This window comes from Paenibacillus sp. NPDC056722 (assembly GCF_042790635.1).
Lineage (GTDB): Bacteria > Bacillota > Bacilli > Paenibacillales > Paenibacillaceae > Paenibacillus_AQ > Paenibacillus_AQ agri.
The window spans coordinates 124,764-147,100 of the sequence record NZ_JBHTYV010000003.1 but is presented as its reverse complement, the minus strand read 5'-3'; the positions used below and the strand labels follow the sequence as shown (position 1 = coordinate 147,100).

Annotated in this window: 22 protein-coding genes; 19 read left to right on the top strand and 3 right to left on the bottom strand. The window is 50.0% G+C overall.

Features of this window, described 5'->3' with window-relative positions; translation table 11 throughout:
* Window positions 1–269: 269 nt before the first annotated feature.
* The gene (locus tag ACFRAM_RS09240; RefSeq protein WP_175373090.1) at window positions 270–560 is read right to left on the bottom strand and encodes a DUF2627 domain-containing protein; all 291 of its coding nucleotides are present in this window, start codon (window positions 558–560) and stop codon (window positions 270–272) included.
* A 170-nt stretch (window positions 561–730) separates the two neighbouring features.
* Between ACFRAM_RS09240 and lpdA the strand changes: the two genes are divergently transcribed.
* The 5 genes from lpdA to lipB all read left to right on the top strand — a co-directional run bounded on the left by lpdA (window position 731) and on the right by lipB (window position 6,885).
* The gene (gene lpdA / locus ACFRAM_RS09235) at window positions 731–2,152 is read left to right on the top strand and encodes a dihydrolipoyl dehydrogenase (RefSeq protein ID WP_379465634.1); all 1,422 of its coding nucleotides are present in this window, start codon (window positions 731–733) and stop codon (window positions 2,150–2,152) included.
* Window positions 2,153–2,436: 284 nt separating this feature from the next.
* On the top strand, window positions 2,437–3,468 hold the full coding sequence (locus ACFRAM_RS09230) for a thiamine pyrophosphate-dependent dehydrogenase E1 component subunit alpha (RefSeq protein ID WP_175373092.1): 1,032 nt from the start codon (window positions 2,437–2,439) through the stop codon (window positions 3,466–3,468).
* Window positions 3,469–3,471: 3 nt separating this feature from the next.
* Window positions 3,472–4,458 carry an alpha-ketoacid dehydrogenase subunit beta gene (locus tag ACFRAM_RS09225; RefSeq protein WP_175373093.1) on the top strand — a complete coding sequence of 329 codons (987 nt, stop codon included), beginning with the start codon at window positions 3,472–3,474 and terminating at the stop codon, window positions 4,456–4,458.
* Between the two features lie 229 nt (window positions 4,459–4,687).
* A complete protein-coding gene (locus ACFRAM_RS09220; RefSeq protein WP_379465633.1) occupies window positions 4,688–6,121 on the top strand; it encodes a dihydrolipoamide acetyltransferase family protein in 1,434 nt (477 codons plus the stop codon).
* Between the two features lie 62 nt (window positions 6,122–6,183).
* A complete protein-coding gene (lipB, locus tag ACFRAM_RS09215) occupies window positions 6,184–6,885 on the top strand; it encodes a lipoyl(octanoyl) transferase LipB (protein WP_379465935.1) in 702 nt (233 codons plus the stop codon).
* 85 nt (window positions 6,886–6,970) lie between these two features.
* Here the strand turns inward: lipB and prli42 are convergent, their stop codons facing one another.
* Window positions 6,971–7,072 carry a stressosome-associated protein Prli42 gene (gene prli42, locus ACFRAM_RS09210; protein WP_139084594.1) on the bottom strand — a complete coding sequence of 34 codons (102 nt, stop codon included), beginning with the start codon at window positions 7,070–7,072 and terminating at the stop codon, window positions 6,971–6,973.
* An 87-nt stretch (window positions 7,073–7,159) separates the two neighbouring features.
* On the opposite strand from prli42, the gene ACFRAM_RS09205 reads away from it, so the two are divergent.
* The 3 genes from ACFRAM_RS09205 to ACFRAM_RS09195 all read left to right on the top strand — a co-directional run bounded on the left by ACFRAM_RS09205 (window position 7,160) and on the right by ACFRAM_RS09195 (window position 10,454).
* Complete coding sequence (locus tag ACFRAM_RS09205) at window positions 7,160–8,287, top strand: M20/M25/M40 family metallo-hydrolase (RefSeq protein WP_379465632.1); 1,128 nt, start codon at window positions 7,160–7,162, stop codon at window positions 8,285–8,287.
* Window positions 8,288–8,540: 253 nt separating this feature from the next.
* Window positions 8,541–9,491 (top strand): AraC family transcriptional regulator, encoded by a 951-nt coding sequence (locus tag ACFRAM_RS09200; protein WP_379465631.1) that lies wholly within the window; start codon window positions 8,541–8,543, stop codon window positions 9,489–9,491.
* 249 nt (window positions 9,492–9,740) lie between these two features.
* Window positions 9,741–10,454 carry a dihydrofolate reductase family protein gene (locus tag ACFRAM_RS09195; protein WP_379465630.1) on the top strand — a complete coding sequence of 238 codons (714 nt, stop codon included), beginning with the start codon at window positions 9,741–9,743 and terminating at the stop codon, window positions 10,452–10,454.
* 983 nt (window positions 10,455–11,437) lie between these two features.
* On the opposite strand, the gene ACFRAM_RS09190 is transcribed toward ACFRAM_RS09195, so the two are convergent.
* Complete coding sequence (locus ACFRAM_RS09190) at window positions 11,438–11,611, bottom strand: hypothetical protein (RefSeq protein ID WP_379465629.1); 174 nt, start codon at window positions 11,609–11,611, stop codon at window positions 11,438–11,440.
* 77 nt (window positions 11,612–11,688) lie between these two features.
* Between ACFRAM_RS09190 and ACFRAM_RS09185 the strand changes: the two genes are divergently transcribed.
* The 11 genes from ACFRAM_RS09185 (at window position 11,689) to ACFRAM_RS09135 (ending at window position 22,281) form a co-directional block, all read left to right on the top strand.
* Entirely contained in the window at window positions 11,689–12,261 is a 573-nt protein-coding gene (locus tag ACFRAM_RS09185; protein ID WP_083205011.1) for an NUDIX hydrolase, read from the top strand.
* Window positions 12,252–13,451 (top strand): endonuclease Q family protein, encoded by a 1,200-nt coding sequence (locus ACFRAM_RS09180; protein WP_379465628.1) that lies wholly within the window; start codon window positions 12,252–12,254, stop codon window positions 13,449–13,451. The genes ACFRAM_RS09185 and ACFRAM_RS09180 overlap by 10 nt, the downstream gene beginning before the upstream one ends.
* 105 nt (window positions 13,452–13,556) lie before the next feature.
* On the top strand, window positions 13,557–14,207 hold the full coding sequence (gene spoIIM, locus ACFRAM_RS09175; RefSeq protein ID WP_379465627.1) for a stage II sporulation protein M: 651 nt from the start codon (window positions 13,557–13,559) through the stop codon (window positions 14,205–14,207).
* 91 nt (window positions 14,208–14,298) lie between these two features.
* A complete protein-coding gene (fur, locus tag ACFRAM_RS09170) occupies window positions 14,299–14,763 on the top strand; it encodes a ferric iron uptake transcriptional regulator (RefSeq protein WP_066363568.1) in 465 nt (154 codons plus the stop codon).
* A gap of 205 nt (window positions 14,764–14,968) precedes the next feature.
* Window positions 14,969–15,202, top strand: coding sequence for a DUF4227 family protein (locus ACFRAM_RS09165; RefSeq protein WP_175373792.1), 234 nt, complete (start codon window positions 14,969–14,971; stop codon window positions 15,200–15,202).
* A 166-nt stretch (window positions 15,203–15,368) separates the two neighbouring features.
* Complete coding sequence (gene xerD, locus ACFRAM_RS09160) at window positions 15,369–16,292, top strand: site-specific tyrosine recombinase XerD (RefSeq protein WP_175373791.1); 924 nt, start codon at window positions 15,369–15,371, stop codon at window positions 16,290–16,292.
* Between the two features lie 163 nt (window positions 16,293–16,455).
* A complete protein-coding gene (gene deoB, locus ACFRAM_RS09155; RefSeq protein ID WP_175373790.1) occupies window positions 16,456–17,634 on the top strand; it encodes a phosphopentomutase in 1,179 nt (392 codons plus the stop codon).
* Between the two features lie 47 nt (window positions 17,635–17,681).
* A complete protein-coding gene (locus ACFRAM_RS09150; RefSeq protein ID WP_379465626.1) occupies window positions 17,682–18,506 on the top strand; it encodes a purine-nucleoside phosphorylase in 825 nt (274 codons plus the stop codon).
* 59 nt (window positions 18,507–18,565) lie between these two features.
* Window positions 18,566–19,897: a pyrimidine-nucleoside phosphorylase gene (locus tag ACFRAM_RS09145; protein WP_379465625.1), complete on the top strand. Its 1,332-nt coding sequence runs from the start codon at window positions 18,566–18,568 to the stop codon at window positions 19,895–19,897.
* 232 nt (window positions 19,898–20,129) lie between these two features.
* A complete protein-coding gene (locus ACFRAM_RS09140) occupies window positions 20,130–21,176 on the top strand; it encodes an acyltransferase family protein (protein ID WP_379465624.1) in 1,047 nt (348 codons plus the stop codon).
* Window positions 21,177–21,354: 178 nt separating this feature from the next.
* On the top strand, window positions 21,355–22,281 hold the full coding sequence (locus tag ACFRAM_RS09135) for a class I SAM-dependent methyltransferase (RefSeq protein WP_379465934.1): 927 nt from the start codon (window positions 21,355–21,357) through the stop codon (window positions 22,279–22,281).
* The last annotated feature ends 56 nt before the right edge of the window (window positions 22,282–22,337 follow it).

Below are 22,337 nucleotides of genomic sequence, written 5' to 3'. Positions count from 1 at the left end.
CGTGCTTTTTTGAAAATTAAGATACAATAATGCCCTTATGTCCTTCTTTTCCCTAAATTGAAGAAAAATAAGATACAAAAATGCACTTAATTGCGAGGTGGACCATTTTCCACTGTTAAGACAACTTGTAAAGGGGATGGGAGATTTGCATATTAAAGCCTTACCTTCACTAGAAACGCCTGACCTTTTGTATGTATCCTAATTTCGCTTGAAAAATTCAAGAAATATAGGATGAAAAAATGCTGCTAGTTGGATAAGTGAGCCATGTTTCACGGTGTTGTTTCTTCAGCCTTCTGCTTCTCCCGAAAACGGGGGCCGACGTAATTGCGTTTGCGGTCACGGGTGAGAATCCAGCCGCCGAGGAAAGTCATGCCTGCTGCGAACAGCACCAGTCCCCCGCCAAAATGAAGCCAGGCGAATACCGGAGTAACACTATCATCTCCATGCATGGAGTAATAGTCGAAGATATCATCCTTCATCATGAGAAAGCCCTTCATGGCGACAAGGCCGGGAATTACAAGGATAAGGATGGCAATAAAGCGTGAAATGAGCAGTCTCATAAGTGTCTCCTACCCTTCTAGGCGCTGTAAGTTCAACATTATGATAACGCTTCAATCTGTAAAAGTCCATTGACATATGACGAATATACATTTTGTAATAGGCTAAAAAGGGAGTACAATGTAGTAGATTAACATTCAAAGCTAAGTGTAATGACTGGAGGATACATATCATGACAATTTCATGCGACGTGGCAGTGCTAGGTGGGGGAACCGGGGGTTATGTGGCCGCAATCCGTGCTGCACAATTGGGGAAATCTGTTGTCGTCATCGAAATGGACAAACTGGGCGGAACCTGCCTGCATCGTGGCTGTATTCCAAGCAAGTCGCTCTTGCGCAGCGCCGAAGTGTACGCGGAAGTACAGGAGAGCGAAAGCTACGGCATTGAGACTAATGGCGTAAAGCTTGTATTCCCAAAAGTACAGCAGCGTAAGGAATCCGTAGTCGATCAACTTCATCAAGGCGTACAGTATCTGATGCGCAAAAATAAAATACAAGTCATCAAAGGGAAAGGGCGCGTCACTGGCCCTTCTATTTTTTCTCCACGCAGTGGTGCCGTGGCGGTGGAGCTGGAAGATGGCGAGATGGAGACCGTTGTCTCAGAGCATCTCGTTATCGCTACCGGTTCCCGTCCGCGTGTTCTGCCAGGACTTCAGCCTGACGGCAAGATGATCCTCAGCAGTGAAGAAGCCTTGACGCTGGAAGAGCTCCCTGCTTCGATGATCATCGTCGGCGGCGGAGTTATTGGTGTAGAATGGGCTTCCATGCTGGCTGATTTCGGTGTGGACGTGACAGTGGTGGAGGCCGCAAACCAGCTTCTGCCGCAGGAAGATGAGGAAGTGGCACGTGAACTGCAGCGCCTTCTGAAGAAAAGAGGCGTTAAGATTCTGACAGGTACGACTGTGGATGCAGAGAGCTTTAGCAGCAGCGGGGATACGCTGTCCATCGAAGCAACTAAAGGTGAGCAGCGGCAGGTTCTGACAGCAGAGAAGCTGCTCGTATCCGTAGGACGGGTAGCCAATGTGGAGAATATTGGTCTAGAGAACACAGACATCCGCGTAGAGAAGGGTGTTATCTCCGTCAACGCCAACATGCAAACTAGCGAACCGCATATCTATGCGATCGGTGACTGCATTGGCGGATTGCAGCTGGCCCATGCGGCAAGCCATGAAGGCATCCGGGCCGTGAATCATCTAGCCGGGGAGCTGCTTCATCCGTATCATCCCCACCTTGTTCCCCGCTGTGTGTACACACGGCCTGAGGTTGCAAGTGTCGGTTATACGGAAAAGGAAGCTAAGGCTTTAGGGCATGATGTTGTCACTGGCAAGTTTCCTTTCTCGGCCATTGGCAAAGCTATTGTATATGGCCTGCAAGACGGGTTCGTAAAGGTTGTGGCTGATCGCAGCAGCCGTGACATTCTGGGTGTGCAGATGATCGGGCCGCATGTGACCGATCTGATCGGGGAAGCGGCGCTGGCCCAGCTGCTGGACGCGACGCCATGGGAAGTCGGCGAGGCGATCCATGCGCATCCGACGTTGTCGGAGATCGTGGGCGAAGCCATGTTGGCAGTGGATGGTAAAGCAATTGGCTTGTAAAATGGGCTGCGAGGGACTTGAGGGACAGCAGAGAATGGGTTCTGCTGCCCAAACGGCTTCAAAAGGGCTGTCAAACGTTTATTTCCGGCTTTTCTTTTTGAGTAAGTTGGGATTATAATAGACTCAAGCCAAGTCTTAGTACCTGGTTTTAAGATCAGGGTATAGGTGGTCCTAAAACAGTCTAAGATTTGAGGCTACATGAACAAGCGTATGCTTCCAAAGCCGTTTCGTATGAAGGAGCTGAAAGAAGTTGCGCTTACCAAACTTTAGGAGGTACCTCACTTATGGAATTGCAAGGTACTGTAGAAACGGTTAACCGACATAAGCAGCTTGGACTCAGCGACGGCCAGGTCATTGATATGTACAGATATATGCAGCTCTCTCGCAAATACGATGAGCGCAGCCTGCTGTTGCAGCGCGCCGGGAAGATCAACTTCCATGTCTCTGGTATCGGCCAGGAGGCGGCTCAGGTTGCAGCCGCTTTTGCGCTAGACCGGCAGAACGATTATTTTTTGCCATATTACCGTGATTATGCTTTTGTGCTCTCAGTAGGAATGACGGTGCGTGAATTGATGTTGTCTGTATTCGCTAAGGCGGAAGACCCCAATAGTGGTGGCCGGCAGATGCCGGGTCATTTCGGCAGCAAACGCCTGCGGATCGTGACCGGCTCAAGTCCGGTAACGACTCAGGTACCACATGCGGTTGGCTTTGCGCTGGCTGCGAAGATGCAGAAGAAGCCGTTTGTTTCTTTTGTTACCTTTGGTGAAGGCTCCAGTAACCAGGGGGATTTTCATGAAGCGTGCAACTTTGCTGGGGTCAACAAGCTTCCGGTTATTATTATGTGCGAGAACAACCAGTACGCCATCTCCATTCCAGCCCACCGCCAGCTTGGCGGGAAGGTCAGCGACCGCGCGTTAGGTTACGGATTCCCGGGTATTCGTGTTGACGGTAATGATCCGCTGGAAGTATATCGAGTGGTGAAGGAAGCCCGCGAACGTGCGCTGGCGGGTGAAGGTCCTACCTTGATTGAAGCGATGATGTATCGTCTCGGACCACACTCGACTTCTGACAACGATCTGGCTTACCGGACGAAGGAAGAGGTTGACGAGAACTGGAAAAAGGACGGCGTAGCCCGTTTCCGCGATTATTTGACAGCTCTGGGACTGTGGAGTGAGGAGCAGGAACGCGATCTCGTTGCAGAGTACAATCTGGAGCTGAAAGAAGCTATTGAATACGCCGACAATGCACCGTTCCCGAAACCGGAAGAAACGCTGCTGCATGTGTACAGCGATTCCCAGTCACAAGGAGGGGTATAAGCGATGGCTATGATGGAATATATTGACGCTATTCGGCTGGCGATGAAGGAAGAGATGGAGCGCGATGACTCCGTGTTCGTACTGGGTGAGGATGTAGGCGTGAAGGGCGGCGTGTTCACGACGACCAAGGGCCTTCAGGAACAGTTCGGTGAAGAGCGTGTGCTGGATACACCACTTGCGGAATCCGCGATTGCCGGGGTTGCCATCGGTGCAGCCATGTATGGTATGAAGCCGATTGCCGAGATGCAGTATTCAGATTTCATGCTGCCAGCCACCAACCAAATTATTAGTGAAGCGGCTAAAATCCGTTACCGTTCCAATAATGATTGGGACTGTCCATTGGTGATCCGTGCGCCTATCGGCGGCGGTATCTTCGGGGGGTTGTACCATTCACAGTGTGCTGAATCCATTTTCTTCGGTACACCAGGCCTGAAGATTGTAGCTCCTTATTCGGCCTATGATGCCAAAGGACTGCTGAAGGCCGCTGTACGTGACCCTGATCCGGTATTGTTCTTCGAACATAAGAAATGCTACAAGCTGATAAAAGGGGACGTTCCTGAGGGTGACTACACAGTGCCGATCGGCGAAGCGAACCTGCTGCGCGAAGGTAGCGATATTACGGTTATCGGCTATAGCCTCCCAATGCATTTTGCCATGCAGGCAGCGGAAGAGCTGGAACGTGAGGAGGGTATCACAGCGCATATCCTTGATCTGCGCACGTTGCAGCCACTTGATACCGCTGCGATTATCGCAGCAGTTCGTCAAACGGGCAAAGTGCTGATCGTCCATGAAGACAATAAATTTGGCGGTGTAGGCGGCGAGGTTGCAGCCATTATTGCCGAGCATTGCCTGTTCGACCTGGATGCGCCAATCTTCAGACTCTGTGGTCCCGATGTACCTGCCATGCCAATCAGCCCGCCAATGGAGAAATTCTTCATGCTTAGCAAGGATAAAGTGAAGGCGGAGATGCTTCGCCTGGCGCAATACTAACATTTATTAGTCTTTGCGGAGCGAATGCTTTCGAAGCGAGTTTTACTGCGGAGTAGCCCCAGGGAGTATACCTCCGTAAAACTAAGAGTATGCTTCCGAAGCGAGTTTTACTGCGGAGTAACTCTAGGAAGCATGGCTCCGTAAAACTAAGAGTATGCTTTCGAAGCGAGTTTTACTGCGGAGTAACTCTAGGAAGCACGGCTCCGTAAAACTTTTAAGGAGTGAAATTATGTCTGACAATCAAAAGTTGACCGACGTGGTTATGCCCCAGCTCGCGGAATCGCTTGTGTCGGCAACCATCGGCAAATGGCTGAAGAAACCGGGTGATCCGGTTGAGCAGTATGAGCCGTTGTGTGAACTTATTACGGATAAAGTAAACGCTGAGCTGCCATCCACTGTTGATGGAATTATGGGCGAGCTTCTGGCTGAGGAAGGCCAGACGATTGGTGTGGGAGAAGTGATTTGTCGTATCGCTGTACCTGTATCGCCTTCTGAAGCGGCTTCAGCCGCGGCTAGCGCTGCTTCGCAACCTATAGCTGCTGCGGGAGTACCGGCATCACCAGTGGCTCCGACTGCTAGCAGACCTGCGCTTTCTGCTTCATCTGCGGATGCTCCGATGCGTGCCCGCTATTCCCCAGCTGTTCAGACGCTGGCAGCGGAGCATAACATTGATTTAACTGCGGTTACTGGTACAGGAATGGGCGGACGCATCACCCGCAAAGATGTGCTGTCGTATTTGGAAGCTGGAGGTGCCGCTACTGCTGGGCAAAATGCACCACAAGCATCAGCTCCTACTCCTTCACAGGCACCAACATATGCACAGTCGCCAACACCTACAGTTCCATTTGCACCGCCGATGGCAGAAGGTGCATCCGCATCGCATGAGCCAGTCCGCCATTCTGGACTGCATCTGAGTGAATCTCCGCGTATTCCGTCGGTTGAAATTGAAGGGGCACAAAATGGCGCTTCCGAATACTTGATCGATGTCACACCGATCCGCAATACCATTGCGACCAGAATGCGCCAGAGTGTGTCAGAAATTCCACATGCCTGGACCATGATTGAAGTGGATGTTACAAATCTCGTGGCTTTGCGCAACAAGCTGAAGGATGATTTCAAGCGCAAGGAAGGTATCAATCTGACTTACCTGGCGTTTATGATGAAAGCAGTGGTTAGTGCAATTAAGGATTATCCGATCATGAACTCGGTCTGGGCCGTTAACAAAATCATCGTGAAGCGCGATATTAACATCTCGCTGGCCGTCGGCACGGAAGACTCCGTAATGACTCCGGTGATTAAGAAGGCCGATCAGAAGAATATCGCTGGTCTGGCTCGCGAAATTGACGAACTGGCTCAGAAGACACGGGAGGGCAAGCTGCGTCTCGACGACATGCAAGGCGGAACCTTTACCGTCAACAATACCGGCTCATTTGGTTCGATTTTGTCTTATCCAATAATTAACTATCCGCAGGCGGCAATCCTGACCTTTGAATCCATCGTGAAAAAGCCCGTTGTCATCAACGACATGATTGCCGTGCGTTCTATGGCGAACATCTGTCTGTCGCTGGATCACCGGATTCTTGACGGTGTGATTTGTGGACGCTTCTTGCAGCGTGTAAAAGATAATATTGAAGGCTATACGCCGGAGACGAAGCTTTACTGATCCATACCCGGCCCATCACAGGATACAGAGACTCACTAAAGGGGACCTGACGCATGGAGAACTTGAATGACCACAGGCTGCGTATTTCCTATGCACCATTGATGGAGTATGGTGCAGCCTGGGAGCTGCAGAAGGAGCTTGTGCAAGGGATTGATCGCGGAGTGCAGCCGGAGCAGTTGATCCTTTTGCAGCACCCTCCTACCTACACCATCGGATCGCAGAATCATCCTGAGCACCTTCTTCTGGACAGCGTACAGCTGCAGGAACAAGGCATTGCTTTGTTTGAAATCGACCGTGGTGGGGATATTACATATCATGGTCCTGGACAACTGGTCGGTTATCCGCTGTTGAAGCTGGGGGAACAGGGCAGAGTAGATCTTCATGGTTATTTGCGAACTTTGGAGGCGGTAATTATTGATTATCTTGCCTCCCATGGCATTGTGGGCAGCCGCAAGCCGGAATATACTGGGGTTTGGGTAGGCGATGAGAAAATTTGCGCGATCGGTGTGAAGTTTAATAAAAGCAAGCACCGCAGGGGCTTTATTACCAGCCACGGCTTTGCTTTTAACATTTCTGCCGGAATTGCCCGTCAAGGCTTTCAGGGCATTGTTCCATGCGGCATTACGGAGTACGGGGTAACCTCCCTGGAGGAATGCGTTGGCCGCGTAATGGATGTTGAGGAAGTTGCACAGTCGCTAATTCCTTATTTTCTGCAGCATTTTCCTTTTGATAGTGAAGCCATATCGTCCTGGAATGAACATTAAGTGTGATGGGTCCGGGAAAATGGCAAGTCCAAATAGCGGCCGGGAGAACCCTGGCCGCTATTATTATCGTTGCCTGTGCAGGAAACTAGCCGGCAAGGAAGGGCTCGATGACAACCAGCAAGGTGGATGCGATCATAGCGATCAGCATAACGTAGATAATGATGCGGAACCATTTTTGACGTTGCATGAGTGACTCCTTTTGAATTAGTTTAAGTTATGAACATATCACAATTACAAACTATTGTAACGTATCCGTGAAAGAGAGGGAAGTCCAGTGATTGTACAGGACCGATTGATACAGGAATTTATGGAGCTTGTCCGTGTGGACAGCGAGACGGGAAATGAACGGGAAATCGCCGATGTGTTGACGAGCAAGTTCAAAGCACTGGGTCTGGAGGTTGTCGAAGATGACTCCCAGGAGCGGACAGGACATGGAGCAGGCAATTTGTTTGTAACGTGGCCTGCAGTGCAAGGGGTTACGGCGCCTAAGCTGCTGTTTACCTGCCACATGGACACAGTGGTGCCCGGCAAAGGAATTAAGCCAACCCTGCATGAAGACGGCTGGATTACAAGTGACGGAAGCACGATTCTGGGTGCTGATGATAAAGCCGGATTAGCAGCACTTTTTGAAGCGATCCGGGTAATCCAAGAGCAAGGTCTGCCGCATGGTCAGATTCAATTTGTTATCACAGCGGGTGAGGAGTCCGGTTTGCTGGGCGCTCGAGCTATGGACCCTAAGCATCTGGACGCTGAGATTGGCTTTGCGCTGGACTCCAATGGTGAAGTAGGCGCGATTGCGGTGTCTGCACCGACTCAGGCGAGAATTACAATGCAAATCTACGGAAAGTCGGCGCATGCCGGGGTCAATCCGGAGGATGGCATCAGTGCCATTCAGGTGGCGAGCAAAGCAATCTCGGCGATGAAGCTCGGTCGAATTGACAACGAAACTACTGCCAACATCGGCAAATTCGCCGGCGGTGGCCCGACGAATGTTGTCTGTGACCATGTGCAGCTCGATGCGGAAGCCCGCAGTATTGTGCAGGAGAAGGTGGACCGGCAGATCGAATCCATGCGCGAAGTGCTTGAGACAACCGTTCGTGAACACGGCGCGGAATGTGAATTCCGCAGCGAAGTGATCTATCCGGCGTTCAGCTTCAACCAGCATGATCCCGTTGTGCAGCTTGCTGACCGTGCGATCACCTCGCTTGGCCTGACAACCCGCCTATTCGCTTCCGGCGGTGGCAGCGATGCCAATGTGTTCAATGGTCTGAAGGTGCCGACAGTCAATCTAGCCATTGGTTACGAGCATATTCACACGACCCAAGAGCGGATCAAGGCTGCGGATATCGCTAAAGCCGCCGAACTGGTGGTTGCGATCATTCAGGAAAACATTAAGGGATAGGCTGACCGCGGTCTCTCCTCTGCGCTTAACTAAAAGAGCTGTTATCTGACCGGCATTGTGCCAGTTCAGGTAGCAGCTCTTTTTGCGAGGGAGTAGGGACAGACAGCTAGATGCAAGCGTAAGGTGATGAGGTAATTGTGAATTACGAGAAAGATGTGAGTGGTGGAGCTGAATTACAAATCATTCAAATTGATTGTTCCTCAGGACGTTTATGCTATATTAAATTTCAAACAAAAAAACGGTGGTGATTTTTGTGGAATCCTTAAACGGAAGAAAAATGAAATCCGACAATATATCGAGCGACATTTATACGATTTATGAACAGTTGACAGAAAAACTCCTGCGCCTTTTGCCAGAACCGCAGAAGGCAGACACAGCCTTGGATGGATTGGTACTACTCCGGCGAGACGTTCCGACTCAGGATGAAAGCAATATATATAGACCAGTAATTGGCCTGATTGTTCAAGGCCGCAAAAGGACGATCTTCGGAAATGGGGAAATGGAGTACGGTGAAGGAGAGTTTATGGTCTCCGGCGTAGACATGCCCTGTATTAACAGCGAAATAGAAGCCTCCCCGCAAGCCCCTTTTTTGTCTTTGAGCCTGCCTTTGGATCTTTCTCAAATTGCCCAATTAGCTACCGAGGTTCCGCTTGATGGCAAAGTGGATACGAATGACCATTGGGGAATCTGCTCCGCCACATCAACGCTGGAAATCGCAGGCTGTTTTCTACGCCTAATCAGTTTGTTGGAGAACCCGGAACGAATACCGATTCTCGCGCCTCTGATTATAAGGGAGATTCATTATCACTTGATAATCGGTCCCCTTGGCGGGTGTCTACGCGCGATTGGTACTCAGGGCACTCCTATTAATCGGGTAGCTCAGGCTATCACTTGGCTGCGCAATCATTTTCAGGAACCTCTGTTAATCGAGAATCTGGCGAATCAGGTCCATATGTCTGAATCCACCTTCAATCGCCATTTCCGGAAAGTGACTTCATACAGCCCTTTGCGATTCCAAAAGCGCCTGCGTCTATACGAAGCACAACGACTGATGCTGTTCGATAATCTGGATGCGACTACCGCTTCCTTCAAAGTTGGCTATGAAAGCCCGACTCAATTTAGCCGGGAATACAAACGCGAGTTCGGTGAGCCTCCGCATCGGGATATCAGCCGGATGAGGGCCGCTGGCATGCTTCTTGATTAGTAGTATATAACTCGCCGCTTGGCGGCGAGTTCACTTCCAAATCCCTCTAAAACAAAGTGTGAAATCGGAATCAGAATGGGCGAATTAGGCAATAATCTGCCCGGATCGTGTAGTGTATTTCTACGTTCAAAGTTCTATTCTTAACTAAGAGTTCAGAACGCTCCATACAAACCCCTGAAAAGAAAATAGGGAGACGGAAGTGTTGTGAGCTTTGATTTTACACAATCCAATTAGAGAGGGAATGAATGTATGAAACCAATGATTATTTGTCATATGGAATCGACAGTCGATGGCAGGCTTGATGTTACACGTTACAGCAAACCGTTCGATGGAAAGAGCAGTGATGAAGTTCTGGATATCTATTTTCAGATCGCTGAGCAAGTGGGGGGTGAAGCCACAATTCTTGGGCGCGTAACACTACAGGAGTTTCTTTCACTAAAGACTTTTGAGCATAGCGACGAACCGCCCACGAAGGACCGTAACCCTTTTGTCGGTAAAAGAAATGGCAAACGCACGTTCATCGTAACAGACCCTGGCGGCAAAGTGATGTACGATGAACAATCAGATTATTGCTTTATAGCCCTACTTAGCGAACAAGTTTCGGATCGTTATCTAGAGCATCTGCGTGACTGGAATGTCTCTTACTTGTTTAGTGGAGCTGACGGTAAAGATATGACGAAGGCCATGGAGATACTTGGGAATGATTTTGGCTTCAAGAAGTTAAGGCTTGAAGGAGGCGGAATTATTAATGGTAATTTCCTGAAAGCTGGTCTTCTCGATGAGCTGAGCCTTCTAATATATCCGGGGATCGATGGCCTCTCCGGTATGCCTTCTATTTTCGAATACAATGGAAAAGGGGAAGAGCTGCCGGCAGCCGGACAAGCGTTAGAACTGACCTCGGTAAAACAATTGAACGATGGTATGGTTTGGTTATATTACAAATTTCATAAAATTGATAATTGAATTGTTGTATAAAACAAATTGAGCTACCGGTCTATCGTTGAGTCAAGCCCGGTGGTGCTGTCTCGTTCCATAACAAACGTAAAGCTCGTACAGGCAGGATATTATGACTTTCCTACGTATTACGAGCTCTATGCAAATTGCACTTATGCGGTTGAACGCCGTATACCCAACGGTACATACGGTCGTGTGAGAAGTTGGCTACTCAGTTAATGGGTAGCCTCCTACTCCATTATTCCATCCCGATATACATTAGGAGTAAGAAAAAAAGACGATTGATCAGGGAGCCACCGTATATCAACCTCATTTTGAAACCGTGACGTCCGAAAAAGCAAATGCGAGCAAAACTAAATACCTGAATACATACATAAAAGAGTAGGAGGGGCAGATAATCCCCATCCCTACACCACCGTACATGAAGGTACGCATACGGCGGTTCCAAGAGGTTAAGCACGCTCCATAATAACGTGAAAGCACACGTTTCAGCCCTCTCGCTTCCCAGTAGGAAGTCAGAGGGCATTATTTTTGTTCCGAGGTAATTGCGGATTACGAGAAGAGATGAAATAGTTACGATTACCCCGAAGTGGTGTAGTCACTGGGGTAGAATTCGGGGGTGGGGGAGCTGCATTTTAAATGGAATAACTGGAAAAAGTCCCGCTAATTTCTGCAGAATCGTTACATTACAAAAAATAACAGGATTTGCTCCTGTTATTTCAGATCCAAGCCTAGTTTGTTAGTTGAAACCTCTGGAATAGCGGGAATTTTTCCCGTTAATCAGTTCCGAATGCGCAAAAGAGTTGAATTAACGGGAAGAAATCCAGTTACGTACCTCAGTAACTATCGATGTCCAGTCCATGTGCAGTCCATGTGCTGACTATCTGCTATCTATGTGTTATCCATGAGCCGTAAATGTCGCCATCGGTGTTGATGTCTTTGAAGTTATTTATAAGAAGTTTATTTAGCCTTTTGATAAATTAAGAGGCTATTTACCCAGCCTTAGAAGAGCGGACCCGCGCTTCATCATGCAGAGAGAGGACGTAAGCCAGCGGCATATCCCTTCCGTACCGATCGATCCATTCGGCCAGCATGGCCTTAATTTGCGCTGGTGATCCTGCCATCATGACGGCGGCTGAGCTTGTACGGCTGAAGAACTTGTTCATTGTCCGTTACCTTCTTTCCTGATAAGTTTGCTATAATACACCGTATGCAGAACAGAGACAAAGGAGACCAGAATGTGATGGAAAATCAAAAAAGACACAGCAATCCGGCCCTGGATGAAGTAACCTTGTCCACTCAGCCGATTTTTGATGGGAAGATTATTACCCTGCAGGTGGATACGGTCCAACTGCCGGATGGAAATACTGCGACCCGTGAGGTCGTGAAGCATCCTGGCGCTGTTGCAGTGCTGGCACTGAACAATAACAAGCTGCTGGTGGTGGAACAGTACCGGCAGCCGATGCTTCGGACCGAGGTCGAGATTCCGGCAGGCAAGCTGGACCCGGGTGAAGATCCACTGACGGCAGCGCACCGGGAGTTACAAGAAGAGACAGGCTTTCATAGCGGCGATCTGAAGCATCTGAAGTCGTTCTACACTTCACCTGGCTTTGCTGACGAAATCATTCATCTGTATGTCACAGAGAATGCTCAGGTTGGAGAGATGGCTTTGGATGAGGATGAGTTTCTGGAGGTATCGGAGCTGACACTGGAGGAAGCGTATCAATATATTGCGGACGGACGTATTGCCGACGCCAAAACGATGATGGCCGTGTACGCCTGGCATCTGTATACGCTGACCGGACAATGGCACTAACACCGGAACTAAAGACCTATTATGGTGACCTGCATGTCCATATCGGGAGGACTTCGGAAGGTCAGCCTGTCAAAATAAGCGGTAGCCGCAATCTCACTTTTGCGAATATTGCCAAGGAGGCCGCTGAACGCAAGGGCATCGAACTGATCGGAATCATCGATTGCCACTCTCCGGGTGTGCAGCGTGACATTCGGAGTGCACTGGACTCGGGCGAGATGACGGAGGCCGAAGGTGGAGGGATCGCTTACCGCGGGACCACCATCCTGCTGGGTTCAGAGATCGAAATTCGTGAGCCGGGGCGAAAAGAGTGTCATGTCTTGGCTTTTATGCCAGACATAGAGACCATGGCGGATTTTAGCCACTGGATGAGCCATCACATGACCAATGTGAATCTCAGCTCTCAGCGTTTGTATACACCGGCTCAGGTGCTGCAGGACGAGATTTACGAACGGGGCGGAATCTTGATTCCGGCCCATATTTTCACACCGCACAAAGGATTATATGGATGTTCTGCCGAGCGGATGGCCGACATTTTTGATTTGGAGCGTATTGCGGCCGTGGAGCTGGGGCTGAGCGCGGACTCGGAGATGGCTGGTTATCTATCGGAGCTAGACCCGTACACCTTTCTGACCAACTCTGACGCTCACTCTCTGGGCAAAATCGGCCGGGAGTATAACGCACTGGAGCTGGCCAATCCCTCGTTTGCAGAGCTGCGTCTGGCCTTGGAACGGAAGGATGGGCGAAGCGTGAGCGCCAATTATGGGCTTAACCCGCGGCTCGGTAAGTACCACCGGACGTACTGCGCCGGCTGCGGCAGCATCATTGATGAAGCCTATGCCACCTCAGAGCGCTGTCCTTACTGCGGGAGTCTCAAACTGGTGAAAGGTGTGCTGGATCGAGTTATGGACATTGCCGACCGCCAGACACCGCAGGTGCCAGAATATCGGCCGCCGTACCATTATCAGGTGCCGCTTGAATTTATTCCGGGGCTTGGCAAAGCCAAGATGAAGCTTCTGCTGGACGCGTTCGGGACGGAGATGAATATTTTGCATGCCGCCCGGGAGGACGAGATCGCCGCAGTGGCGGGGACTGATTTGGCGTCAAGCATTGTCGCTGCCCGCTCGGGTACACTTGCATTGTCAGCAGGTGGCGGAGGAACCTACGGCAAGGTCGTCCGGGAAGGCAAGTAGCTTAGGTACGCGGGTACCCCCGGATCTATCACAGCCTAAGGACAAGTCATAGAAGTGGATGTTGTCTCATATGGTGTAACATACACCAGAAAGGAGCACATCCCGATGCGTAATTTAAGGCTGATGATGAAGGAGCAGACGCCTCTTTATATTTTTGTCGCCGTATTGTTTCTAGTAGGGGTGGTCTTCGGCGCTCTGATTGTGAGTGCGTTGACGATGGACCAGCAGCAGGAACTGGGTGACTATCTGGGGAACTTCTTTGTCACCGTAGACCAGCAAGGGCTGCCGGGCGCACAGGAGTCGTTCTGGAATATCGCTGCCCTACATCTCAAATGGGTGGGTCTGATCTGGATTCTGGGCTTGTCCGTCATCGGCCTGCCGGGCATTCTCATTCTTGATTTTCTCAAAGGGGTGCTGATTGGTTTCACTGTAGGCTGCCTGGTGAGTCAATACTCCTGGCATGGTCTATTGTTCGCACTGGTCTCGGTGGCACCGCACAACTTGGTGCTGATCCCGGTCCTGTTGGTAACCAGTGCCGCCGCGATTGCCTTCTCCCTTTTAATGATCAGGAGCAGAGTGCTAGGCCGGACCCGGACGCCGATTACCCGTCCTTTTGCCATGTACACCTTGCTGTCCTTTGTTATGGCCCTGCTGATTCTAGGCGTTGCTTCCTTTGAGAGCTGGGTCACCCCTGTGATGATGCGCTGGGTCACTCCATCGCTCGTACAAGCCCTGTCGCTATTAACTGTTCATTAAAACCGTTTGACTTCTCAAAGCGACTCCCCCTATAATAAAAGAAGTGGTTTGAAGCCCGGTGTGGTTAATTTTCCAAGGGGGAGGGAGACAGGTGGAAGCCCGGATAGATAAAATCAAGCAACAGCTACAATCCCAAGGATACAAGCTTACACCCCAACGGGAAGCGACCTTAAGAGTGCTGCTGGAGAATGAAGAGGATCATCTAAGCGCTGAGGACGTGTTCATGCTCGTCAAGGAGAAGGCTCCCGAGATCGGTCTGGCGACTGTATATCGTACCCTGGAACTGCTCAGCGAGCTTCATGTCGTAGAGAAGATTAACTTCGGTGACGGCGTAGCAAGATACGACCTGCGCACAGATACGGCGAAGCATCATCATCACCATCTAATCTGCGTGCAATGCGGCAGTATGGACGAGATCCGTGAGGATTGGTTGGGTCCGTTAGAAGAGCGCCTGGAGAAAGAGTACAATTTCTCAGTGCTTGATCACAGACTTGACTTTCATGGGATATGTCATCGCTGCAAGGACAAGAACAATACGGACGGCGAGCCGTCCTAAGCAAGATTATAGATGAAGAGTTACCGCACAAAGCTCTCCCACGGCTAGATGGCCGGGGAGAGCTTTTTGAATGAATGTGCCGGTTTTCTCGAATCAGGTGTAAGATACATAACGTTCCATTCCATCGCATAAGTTGAAGGACGGGCCTATTTTGTTGGGTCATAGAAGGCCTGATTCTTGTTAATAGCGTGGAGGGGGAATATTTGTGATTGTTTCTTTGCCCAAAACGGTGCGGCGGATGTATTTTCTGCTTATGTTTGTGCTGCTGAGCTATTTGCTTTATCATGTCATGAGCTTCATTGGCGAGTGGATCAACCCGATGGAGCAACAAGATATCCCGGAGGGCACCGCGGTCCGGGCCTTTCATGATGCCTACTATGGCAGTGAAGGAATGAAAGCGGGGGAGCGCCTGCGTTATTATTACTGGTACGGCGAGTAAGAGCGACCGAATGAAAGCAGGAAATAGGTTGAACCATGTCGAATGAAGCTAAGGTGAGCTTGGGCATAATCTGGCTGAGTCCTTCCTGATAGCATCATTTGAAAGTCATGCCAAGGATAGGCAGACTGCCACAAGCGTAGCTGCGTTAGACAGGAGCGTGAATGAGATGAGGTCACACTTGCAGCCCTTTATGCTTTATTTGTCCAGGGATAAAGGTTTGTCAGCGAATACGCTGGAATCCTACGGGCGGGATGTGTCGCAATTTCTGGATTTTGCGGAAGGGCGGGGCGCAGCATCACTGGATGAGATCAGAAAGCCGCTGGTTATGCTATATCTCGGCTCACTGGGCGCGGCAGGCAAGGCTGCCTCGACAGTGAACCGGAATACAGTGTCGCTCCGCGCTTTTTTTCATTACTTAATGAAGGAACAATTGATGTTTCAGGACCCGACGCTGGAGATGGAATCCATCAAGCCGGATAAGAAGCCGCCGATGATACTGACAGTGGCGGAGATTGAGAAGCTGCTGGCAGCGCCTGATCAGAGTACCCCTCAGGGAATGCGTGATAAAGCTATGCTGGAGTTACTCTACGCAACAGGGATCCGTGTGTCCGAGTTGATCTCTCTGGATGTCGGCGATGTGCATACCGGCATGAAATTTGCCCGCTGCACAGGAACCTCCGGTAAGGAGCGAGTGGTCCCTATTGGCGTGATCGCTGCGGAGGCAGTAGCGGTGTATACTGCCGATATGCGGGACAAGCTGCTCCGGCATCATCGGGAGGAGCCGGCATTATTCTTGAACAGTTTGGGTGGACGCTTGACCCGGCAGGGCTTCTGGAAGGTCATCAAGAAATATGCGCGTGAAGCCCATATTGAGCAAGACATTACGCCACACACCCTGCGTCATTCCTTCGCAGCCCATCTGCTGGAGGGTGGTGCGGATCTGCGCTCCGTGCAGCAGATGCTTGGACATGCAGATATTTCGACGACTCAAATCTATAGCGGCATAGCCCGCAAGAATATGAAGGAAGTCTATGAGCAGCATCATCCAAGAGCATTGGGACAAGAGGCCAAAGATGCTTTTTATGAGTAATATGGGTATGATGGAATCATACTGAAAAGATAGGCCTTCCGGGAAGAGCCGGCGGCCCTCTTTTCACGAAGAACGGATACAGTCCTTATAGTGGCGGTACAACCGTTTCTTCCTGTTGGATAGAGCAATCAAATCAGTCAGATAACGAAGGAGTGAGACGGTCATGTCCTCATTTAAACGGATTGGCTTTATAGTTCTTGACAGTGTAGGGATCGGCGAAGCGCCGGATGCAGCAGGCTTTGGCGATGCTGGTTCCCATACGCTTGGACATATTTTGGAACGGGTGCCTGGCTTGAAGCTGCCTAATCTGCAGAAGCTTGGGTTAGCTAACATCGCTCCGCTTCCACCGCTTGCACCAGTAGAGGCACCGACCGGATATTACGGTAAAATGCAAGAGGTATCTGTAGGCAAGGACACCATGACTGGCCACTGGGAGCTGATGGGACTCAAGATTGAGGTGCCGTTCAATGTGTATCCGGATGGCTTCCCGGCAGAGCTGATCGAGAAATTCGAGCAGGCAACTGGCCGCAAGGTGATCGGGAACAAGCCAGCCTCTGGTACTGATATTCTGGTGGAGTACGGGGAAGAGCAGATGAAGACAGGGGCTTGGATTGTTTACACCTCGGCAGACAGCGTGTTCCAGCTTGCCGCACATGAGGATATCATTCCGCTTGAGGAGCTGTACGCAGCTTGCAAAATCGCCCGTGAGTTGACCATGGCTCCCGAGTTCTCCGTAGGCCGTGTAATTGCCCGCCCATATGTGGGTGAGCCAGGGAATTTTGTCCGTACGCCGAATCGCCACGACTATGCGGTGAAACCACCAGAGCCGACCGTGATGAATGCGCTCGAGGATATTGGCAAGGATGTCATCGCCGTAGGCAAGATCAACGATATTTTCACAGGAGAAGGGGTTACCGCTTCTTATCCGACGAAGAGCAACGAGCATGGGATTGAGGTTACTATCGAAGAGCTGCGCAAACCATTCAATGGATTGCTGTTCACCAATCTCGTAGATTTCGACTCCCTGTACGGACATCGCCGCGACCCGGAAGGTTACGGACGGGCGCTTGAGGTGTTCGACAAAGCATTGCCAGAGATTATTGCTACACTGGGCGAGGATGACCTGCTGATTATTTCGGCCGACCACGGTAATGATCCGATTCATGCCGGAACGGACCATACCCGTGAGTATGTACCGCTGCTTATTTACAGTCCAGCGCTGACAGCTCCGGGCAGTCTGGGCATTCGCCATACCTTCTCTGATGTTGCGGCGACCATTGCTGATAATTTCGGGGCCAAGGCACCGAAGTATGGGACAAGCTTCCTGGCAGAATTGCAATAGAAACAAAAGATTACAACTGCTTTACCAACTTCAAGGGGGAAATGACAATGACCGTAGTTAGCCAAAATCAGATTCAAGAAACCGCAATTTACATTAAGGAAAAAAGCACGGTAGCACCAGAAATCGGTTTGATTCTCGGTTCGGGTCTTGGCGTACTGGCTGACCTGATCAAAGACGGGATCTCGATTCCGTATAATGAAATTCCACACTTCCCGGTGTCCACAGTAGAAGGACATGAGGGAGAGCTGCTGATCGGTACGATCGAAGGCCGCCGTGTAGTAATGATGAAGGGTCGCTTCCACATGTATGAAGGGTATGGACCGGAAACAACAGCATTCCCGGTACGTGTGATGAAGGAGCTTGGTGTAACCAGCTTGCTGGTGACTAATGCTGCGGGCGGAGTGAATACGGAATACGCGCCAGGCGATCTGATGCTGCTCACCGACCACCTGAACCTCACTGGACGCAACCCGCTAATCGGGCCGAACGACTCAGCACTTGGCGTACGCTTCCCGGATATGTCAACCGCATATAGCCCACGCCTCATCAAGGTAGCCAAAGAAGCGGCTGCAGCACAGAACTTCGAGTTCAAGGAAGGCGTATATGCCGGAGTTCTCGGACCTTGCTATGAGACGCCAGCAGAGATCAGAATGCTGCGCGCGCTTGGTGCTGATGCCGTGGGTATGTCCACTGTATCTGAGACGATTGTTGCCCGTCATGCAGGTATTGAAGTGCTGGGCATTTCCTGTATCACCAATATGGCGGCCGGAATTCTCGATCAGCCACTTGATCATGGCGAAGTTATGGAGACAGCTGAGCGCGTACGCGAGAGCTTCTTGAAGCTGGTACTGGGCTTTATTCCAAACATGTAGTCACAAGCTACATCTGTGGACTTTATTATCTATCCCGCATTCCAAGTGGAGGTTACAGGATGAGAGCAGTAGACATTATTCAGAAGAAAAGAGATGGCGGCGAGCTTAGCAGCGAAGAGATTGCATATCTGATTCAAGGCTACAGCCGTGGCGATATCCCGGATTATCAGATTTCGGCTTGGGCGATGGCGGTATACTTCCAAGGGATGAATGCCCGGGAGACCGGAGATTTGACGCTGGAGATGGCCAAGTCTGGTGATCAGGTAGATCTTAGTCCGATCGCAGGAATCAAGGTAGACAAGCACTCCACTGGTGGTGTCGGCGATAAGACGACGGTAGTTCTGGCACCGCTTGTTGCAGCTGCAGGTGTACCCGTTGCGAAAATGTCGGGGCGCGGCCTCGGCCATACCGGCGGGACCATCGACAAGCTGGAGTCCATCTCCGGCTTCTCTGTGGAGATGGACCGCGAGCGCTTCTTCGCCCAGGTCGGCGAAATCGGCGCCGCTGTCATCGGCCAGTCGGGCAATATTACGCCTGCCGACAAGAAGCTGTATGCGCTCCGTGACGTCACTGCTACGGTAGAGTCCATTCCGCTCATCGCGAGCTCCGTCATGAGCAAGAAGATCGCCGCTGGAGCCGATGCCATCGTGCTCGATGTCAAGACCGGCAGCGGAGCCTTCATGAAGACGCTGGATGATTCCATTGCGCTGGCACAGGCTATGGTTGATATCGGTACACATCTCGGTCGCAACACGGTAGCGGTCATCAGCGACATGGACCAGCCACTGGGCTATGGCATCGGCAACGCGCTGGAGATCAAGGAGGGCATCGAGACCCTCAAGGGCCAAGGTCCGAAGGATCTGGAAGAAGTCAGCCTGATCCTGGGCAGTCATATGCTGGTGCTGGGCGGCAAGGCGCGCGACGAGGCTGAAGCACGGGCCATTTTAAAGTCTCACATCGCGGACGGTACGGCGCTGGAGAAATTCAAGCAGATGGTGGTGGCGCAAAGCGGAGATGTGACGCAGATTGAATCCCCGGACAAGCTCCCGGCAGCGAAACGCCTGATCGAAGTTAAGGCTGCTGCTGCAGGGTATGTGGACGGCATTCAGGCTGAGGAAATCGGCATTGCTGCCATGCTGCTCGGCGCTGGACGTGAGACGAAGGAATCGGTGATCGACCTTGCAGTCGGCATTTACCTGACCAAGAAGGTTGGCGATGCTGTGGCGGCTGGCGAGACGCTTGCGGTTCTGCATGTCAACGATGCTGCAGAAGACAAAGTAGCTGAAGCTGAGAGCAAGGTTATCGAAGCTTACCGGATCTCTTCCAGCCCGGTGGTACCACCGCCGCTTGTCTATGCTCTGGTCACTAAAGACGGCGTCACACGGTATTAAGAGGTACTGTTGTACCTATGCCTATAGGGAAAATGAACGATAGCAGCTTTTGGGTTAATACTCTGGGTCATCCGGTCAACGGATGGCCCATTTTTTTATGGAATGGTGACGTTCGCTCTAGGTCCTCAGCATGAAAGTTTCAGGAAATAATCATTTAAAATTGAAATGATCACTTCTCTCCCCTATACTATTTTCTCAAAAGAGACTATATCTGTGAGGAGCTGGAGCGCGTATGGAGAAAAGGCGGGAGCTGTGGATTGACGCGGCCAAAGGCCTAAGTATTATTTTTGTCGTGATGGGACATTCGGGTGATGCCTTCGCCAATCATTATTTGTCCTGGTTTCGGATGCCGTTGTTCTTCTTGCTGAGCGGAATGGTATTCAAGCCGGTGGACCCGGCACGCTACATTGGGTGGGCAGTGAAACGGACCAAGGGGCTGATGACGCCCTATCTTGCCTACGGATTACTCATTACGACTGTACTGCTCTTGTTTACACTTAATTTAAAGGGGTTTGCCGAAAATATCGCCAGACTGCTCTACGGAGGTCTGTCACTTACCGGTCCCTACGGTGTGTTTTGGTTCATTACCTGCCTGTTGTTTACACAACTGATCTTCGGGTACATTACCCGTTTCCGCGGCATGACCCAATTCCTCCTGATCGCCTCGTGTTATCTGCTTGCCCATGTGATTTCTATGACTTCCCTGAAGAACTTCAATCTCCCTTGGAACATCGATGTGTCCTTGCTGGCGATTACTTATTATGCCCTCGGGTACTATGGGAAAAAGGCGATTCCGACCATCATTGGACGTTTGGTCATTGTTCCGTTCATCATACTGGCTAGCGCAGCCGCGTTCTATTTGGACCATGCCGGGGTAATCAGCTACAGTCTGAATATGAAATACAAGCAATATGATGCGCTGCTGCTGGATCTGGTCATTCCGCTAGTCATTTCGTTGACGATTTGTGCCTTGGTGTTCTGGCTCTCGAAACTGCTGCCGCTGAAATGGCTGGGAGATCTGGGACGTAATACGATTGCGATTATGTATCTGCATTTGCCGATCAATTATGGTCTGAAGTATTTGCTGGGGACGGAATATGGACTGGTGCCGTTCACGCTGGTGGGAGTGGTCATTCCGCTAATTCTGGCTATGGTGATTGTCCGGTTCCCAGTGCTGTCGAGACTCTATCTCGGCCACAGTGGCAAAAGCCGCCCTGGTGTAAGCTACAGTGAACGCGGAGCGGCCCAGAATGCCGTTAGCACCGAATCCATTTCATAAATCTATAAGTGAGCGTCTAATCATTGATATCTAGTTGTATTTACATCTACCAAAACATTTTCAATTTGGGGAGGAAAACGTATTGAAACCAACGGAGTCGAACGTAACAGCTTTAGGTTCAGCATTTGACCGAACATACAATAGTAAAAGCGACATACCTGAAGAATTAGACGCTTCTGTGGAAACAGATTCAGAACAAAATGGGGCTAGTTTAACTTCCTTAGTATCAGCTTTTGGTAGGGCGTATCATAGCAGGTATGATTCACCGAAAGTGGTAGATGATTTTATTGTAAATAAGTTGATTTCCAAAGAGGAATTTTCAGCTATGAGTAAAAATTTGATTGACGGTATACAATTTTTTAATAAAGATATCGGAGAAAAGTTTAAAGATGAACCAGATCAAATTTTAAAATGGATTACACAAGTTCAGGTATCTTCAATACCTCTAGCGCGCTCTGCCTATTGTGAAAAAGTATTACTTAATGAAGTGAAGTCTGGCCTAAAGCAGTATGTCATCTTAGGCGCTGGCCTGGATACTTTCGCACTCCGGTTTCCGGAATTACAAAGCAGTTTAAAGATCTTTGAAATTGATCATCCGGATACACAAGTGTTAAAGAAAAAAAAGCTGGCAGCTGCTGAATTCGACATCCCTGATCATCTTTATTTTGTACCAATGGACTTTACTACTGAATTTTCTCATCAGAGCTTAGTAAAGGAAGGATTTGAAAACGAGAAAACGTTCTTTAGCCTGTTGGGTGTCACATACTATTTATCAAAAGAAGAGAACGCTTCCTTGATACAACATTTTTTTGCAAATGTCCCATCAGGTAGTTCTATTGTGTTTGATTATGCAACTGAAAAACTTTTTGAAGAAAAGGGAATGTCTAATCGGGTGGAAAACCTGGTGAAATTTGCTGAAGCAAGCGGGGAACCGATGAAATCAGGATTTACATATGATGAAATTACAAGCATATTGGAAAAGTCAGGATTACAAATTAAAGAGCATCTATCACCTGAAATGATGAACAAACTCCTATTTAAGAATAGGACGGATTATTTGTCTGCATTCGAGACAGTACATTATATTCATGCTGTAAAAAAATAGTTTTCTGCCGGAAAATAATTCGGATTTTTTCCCTGCAAAATGGAATATTAATGTCC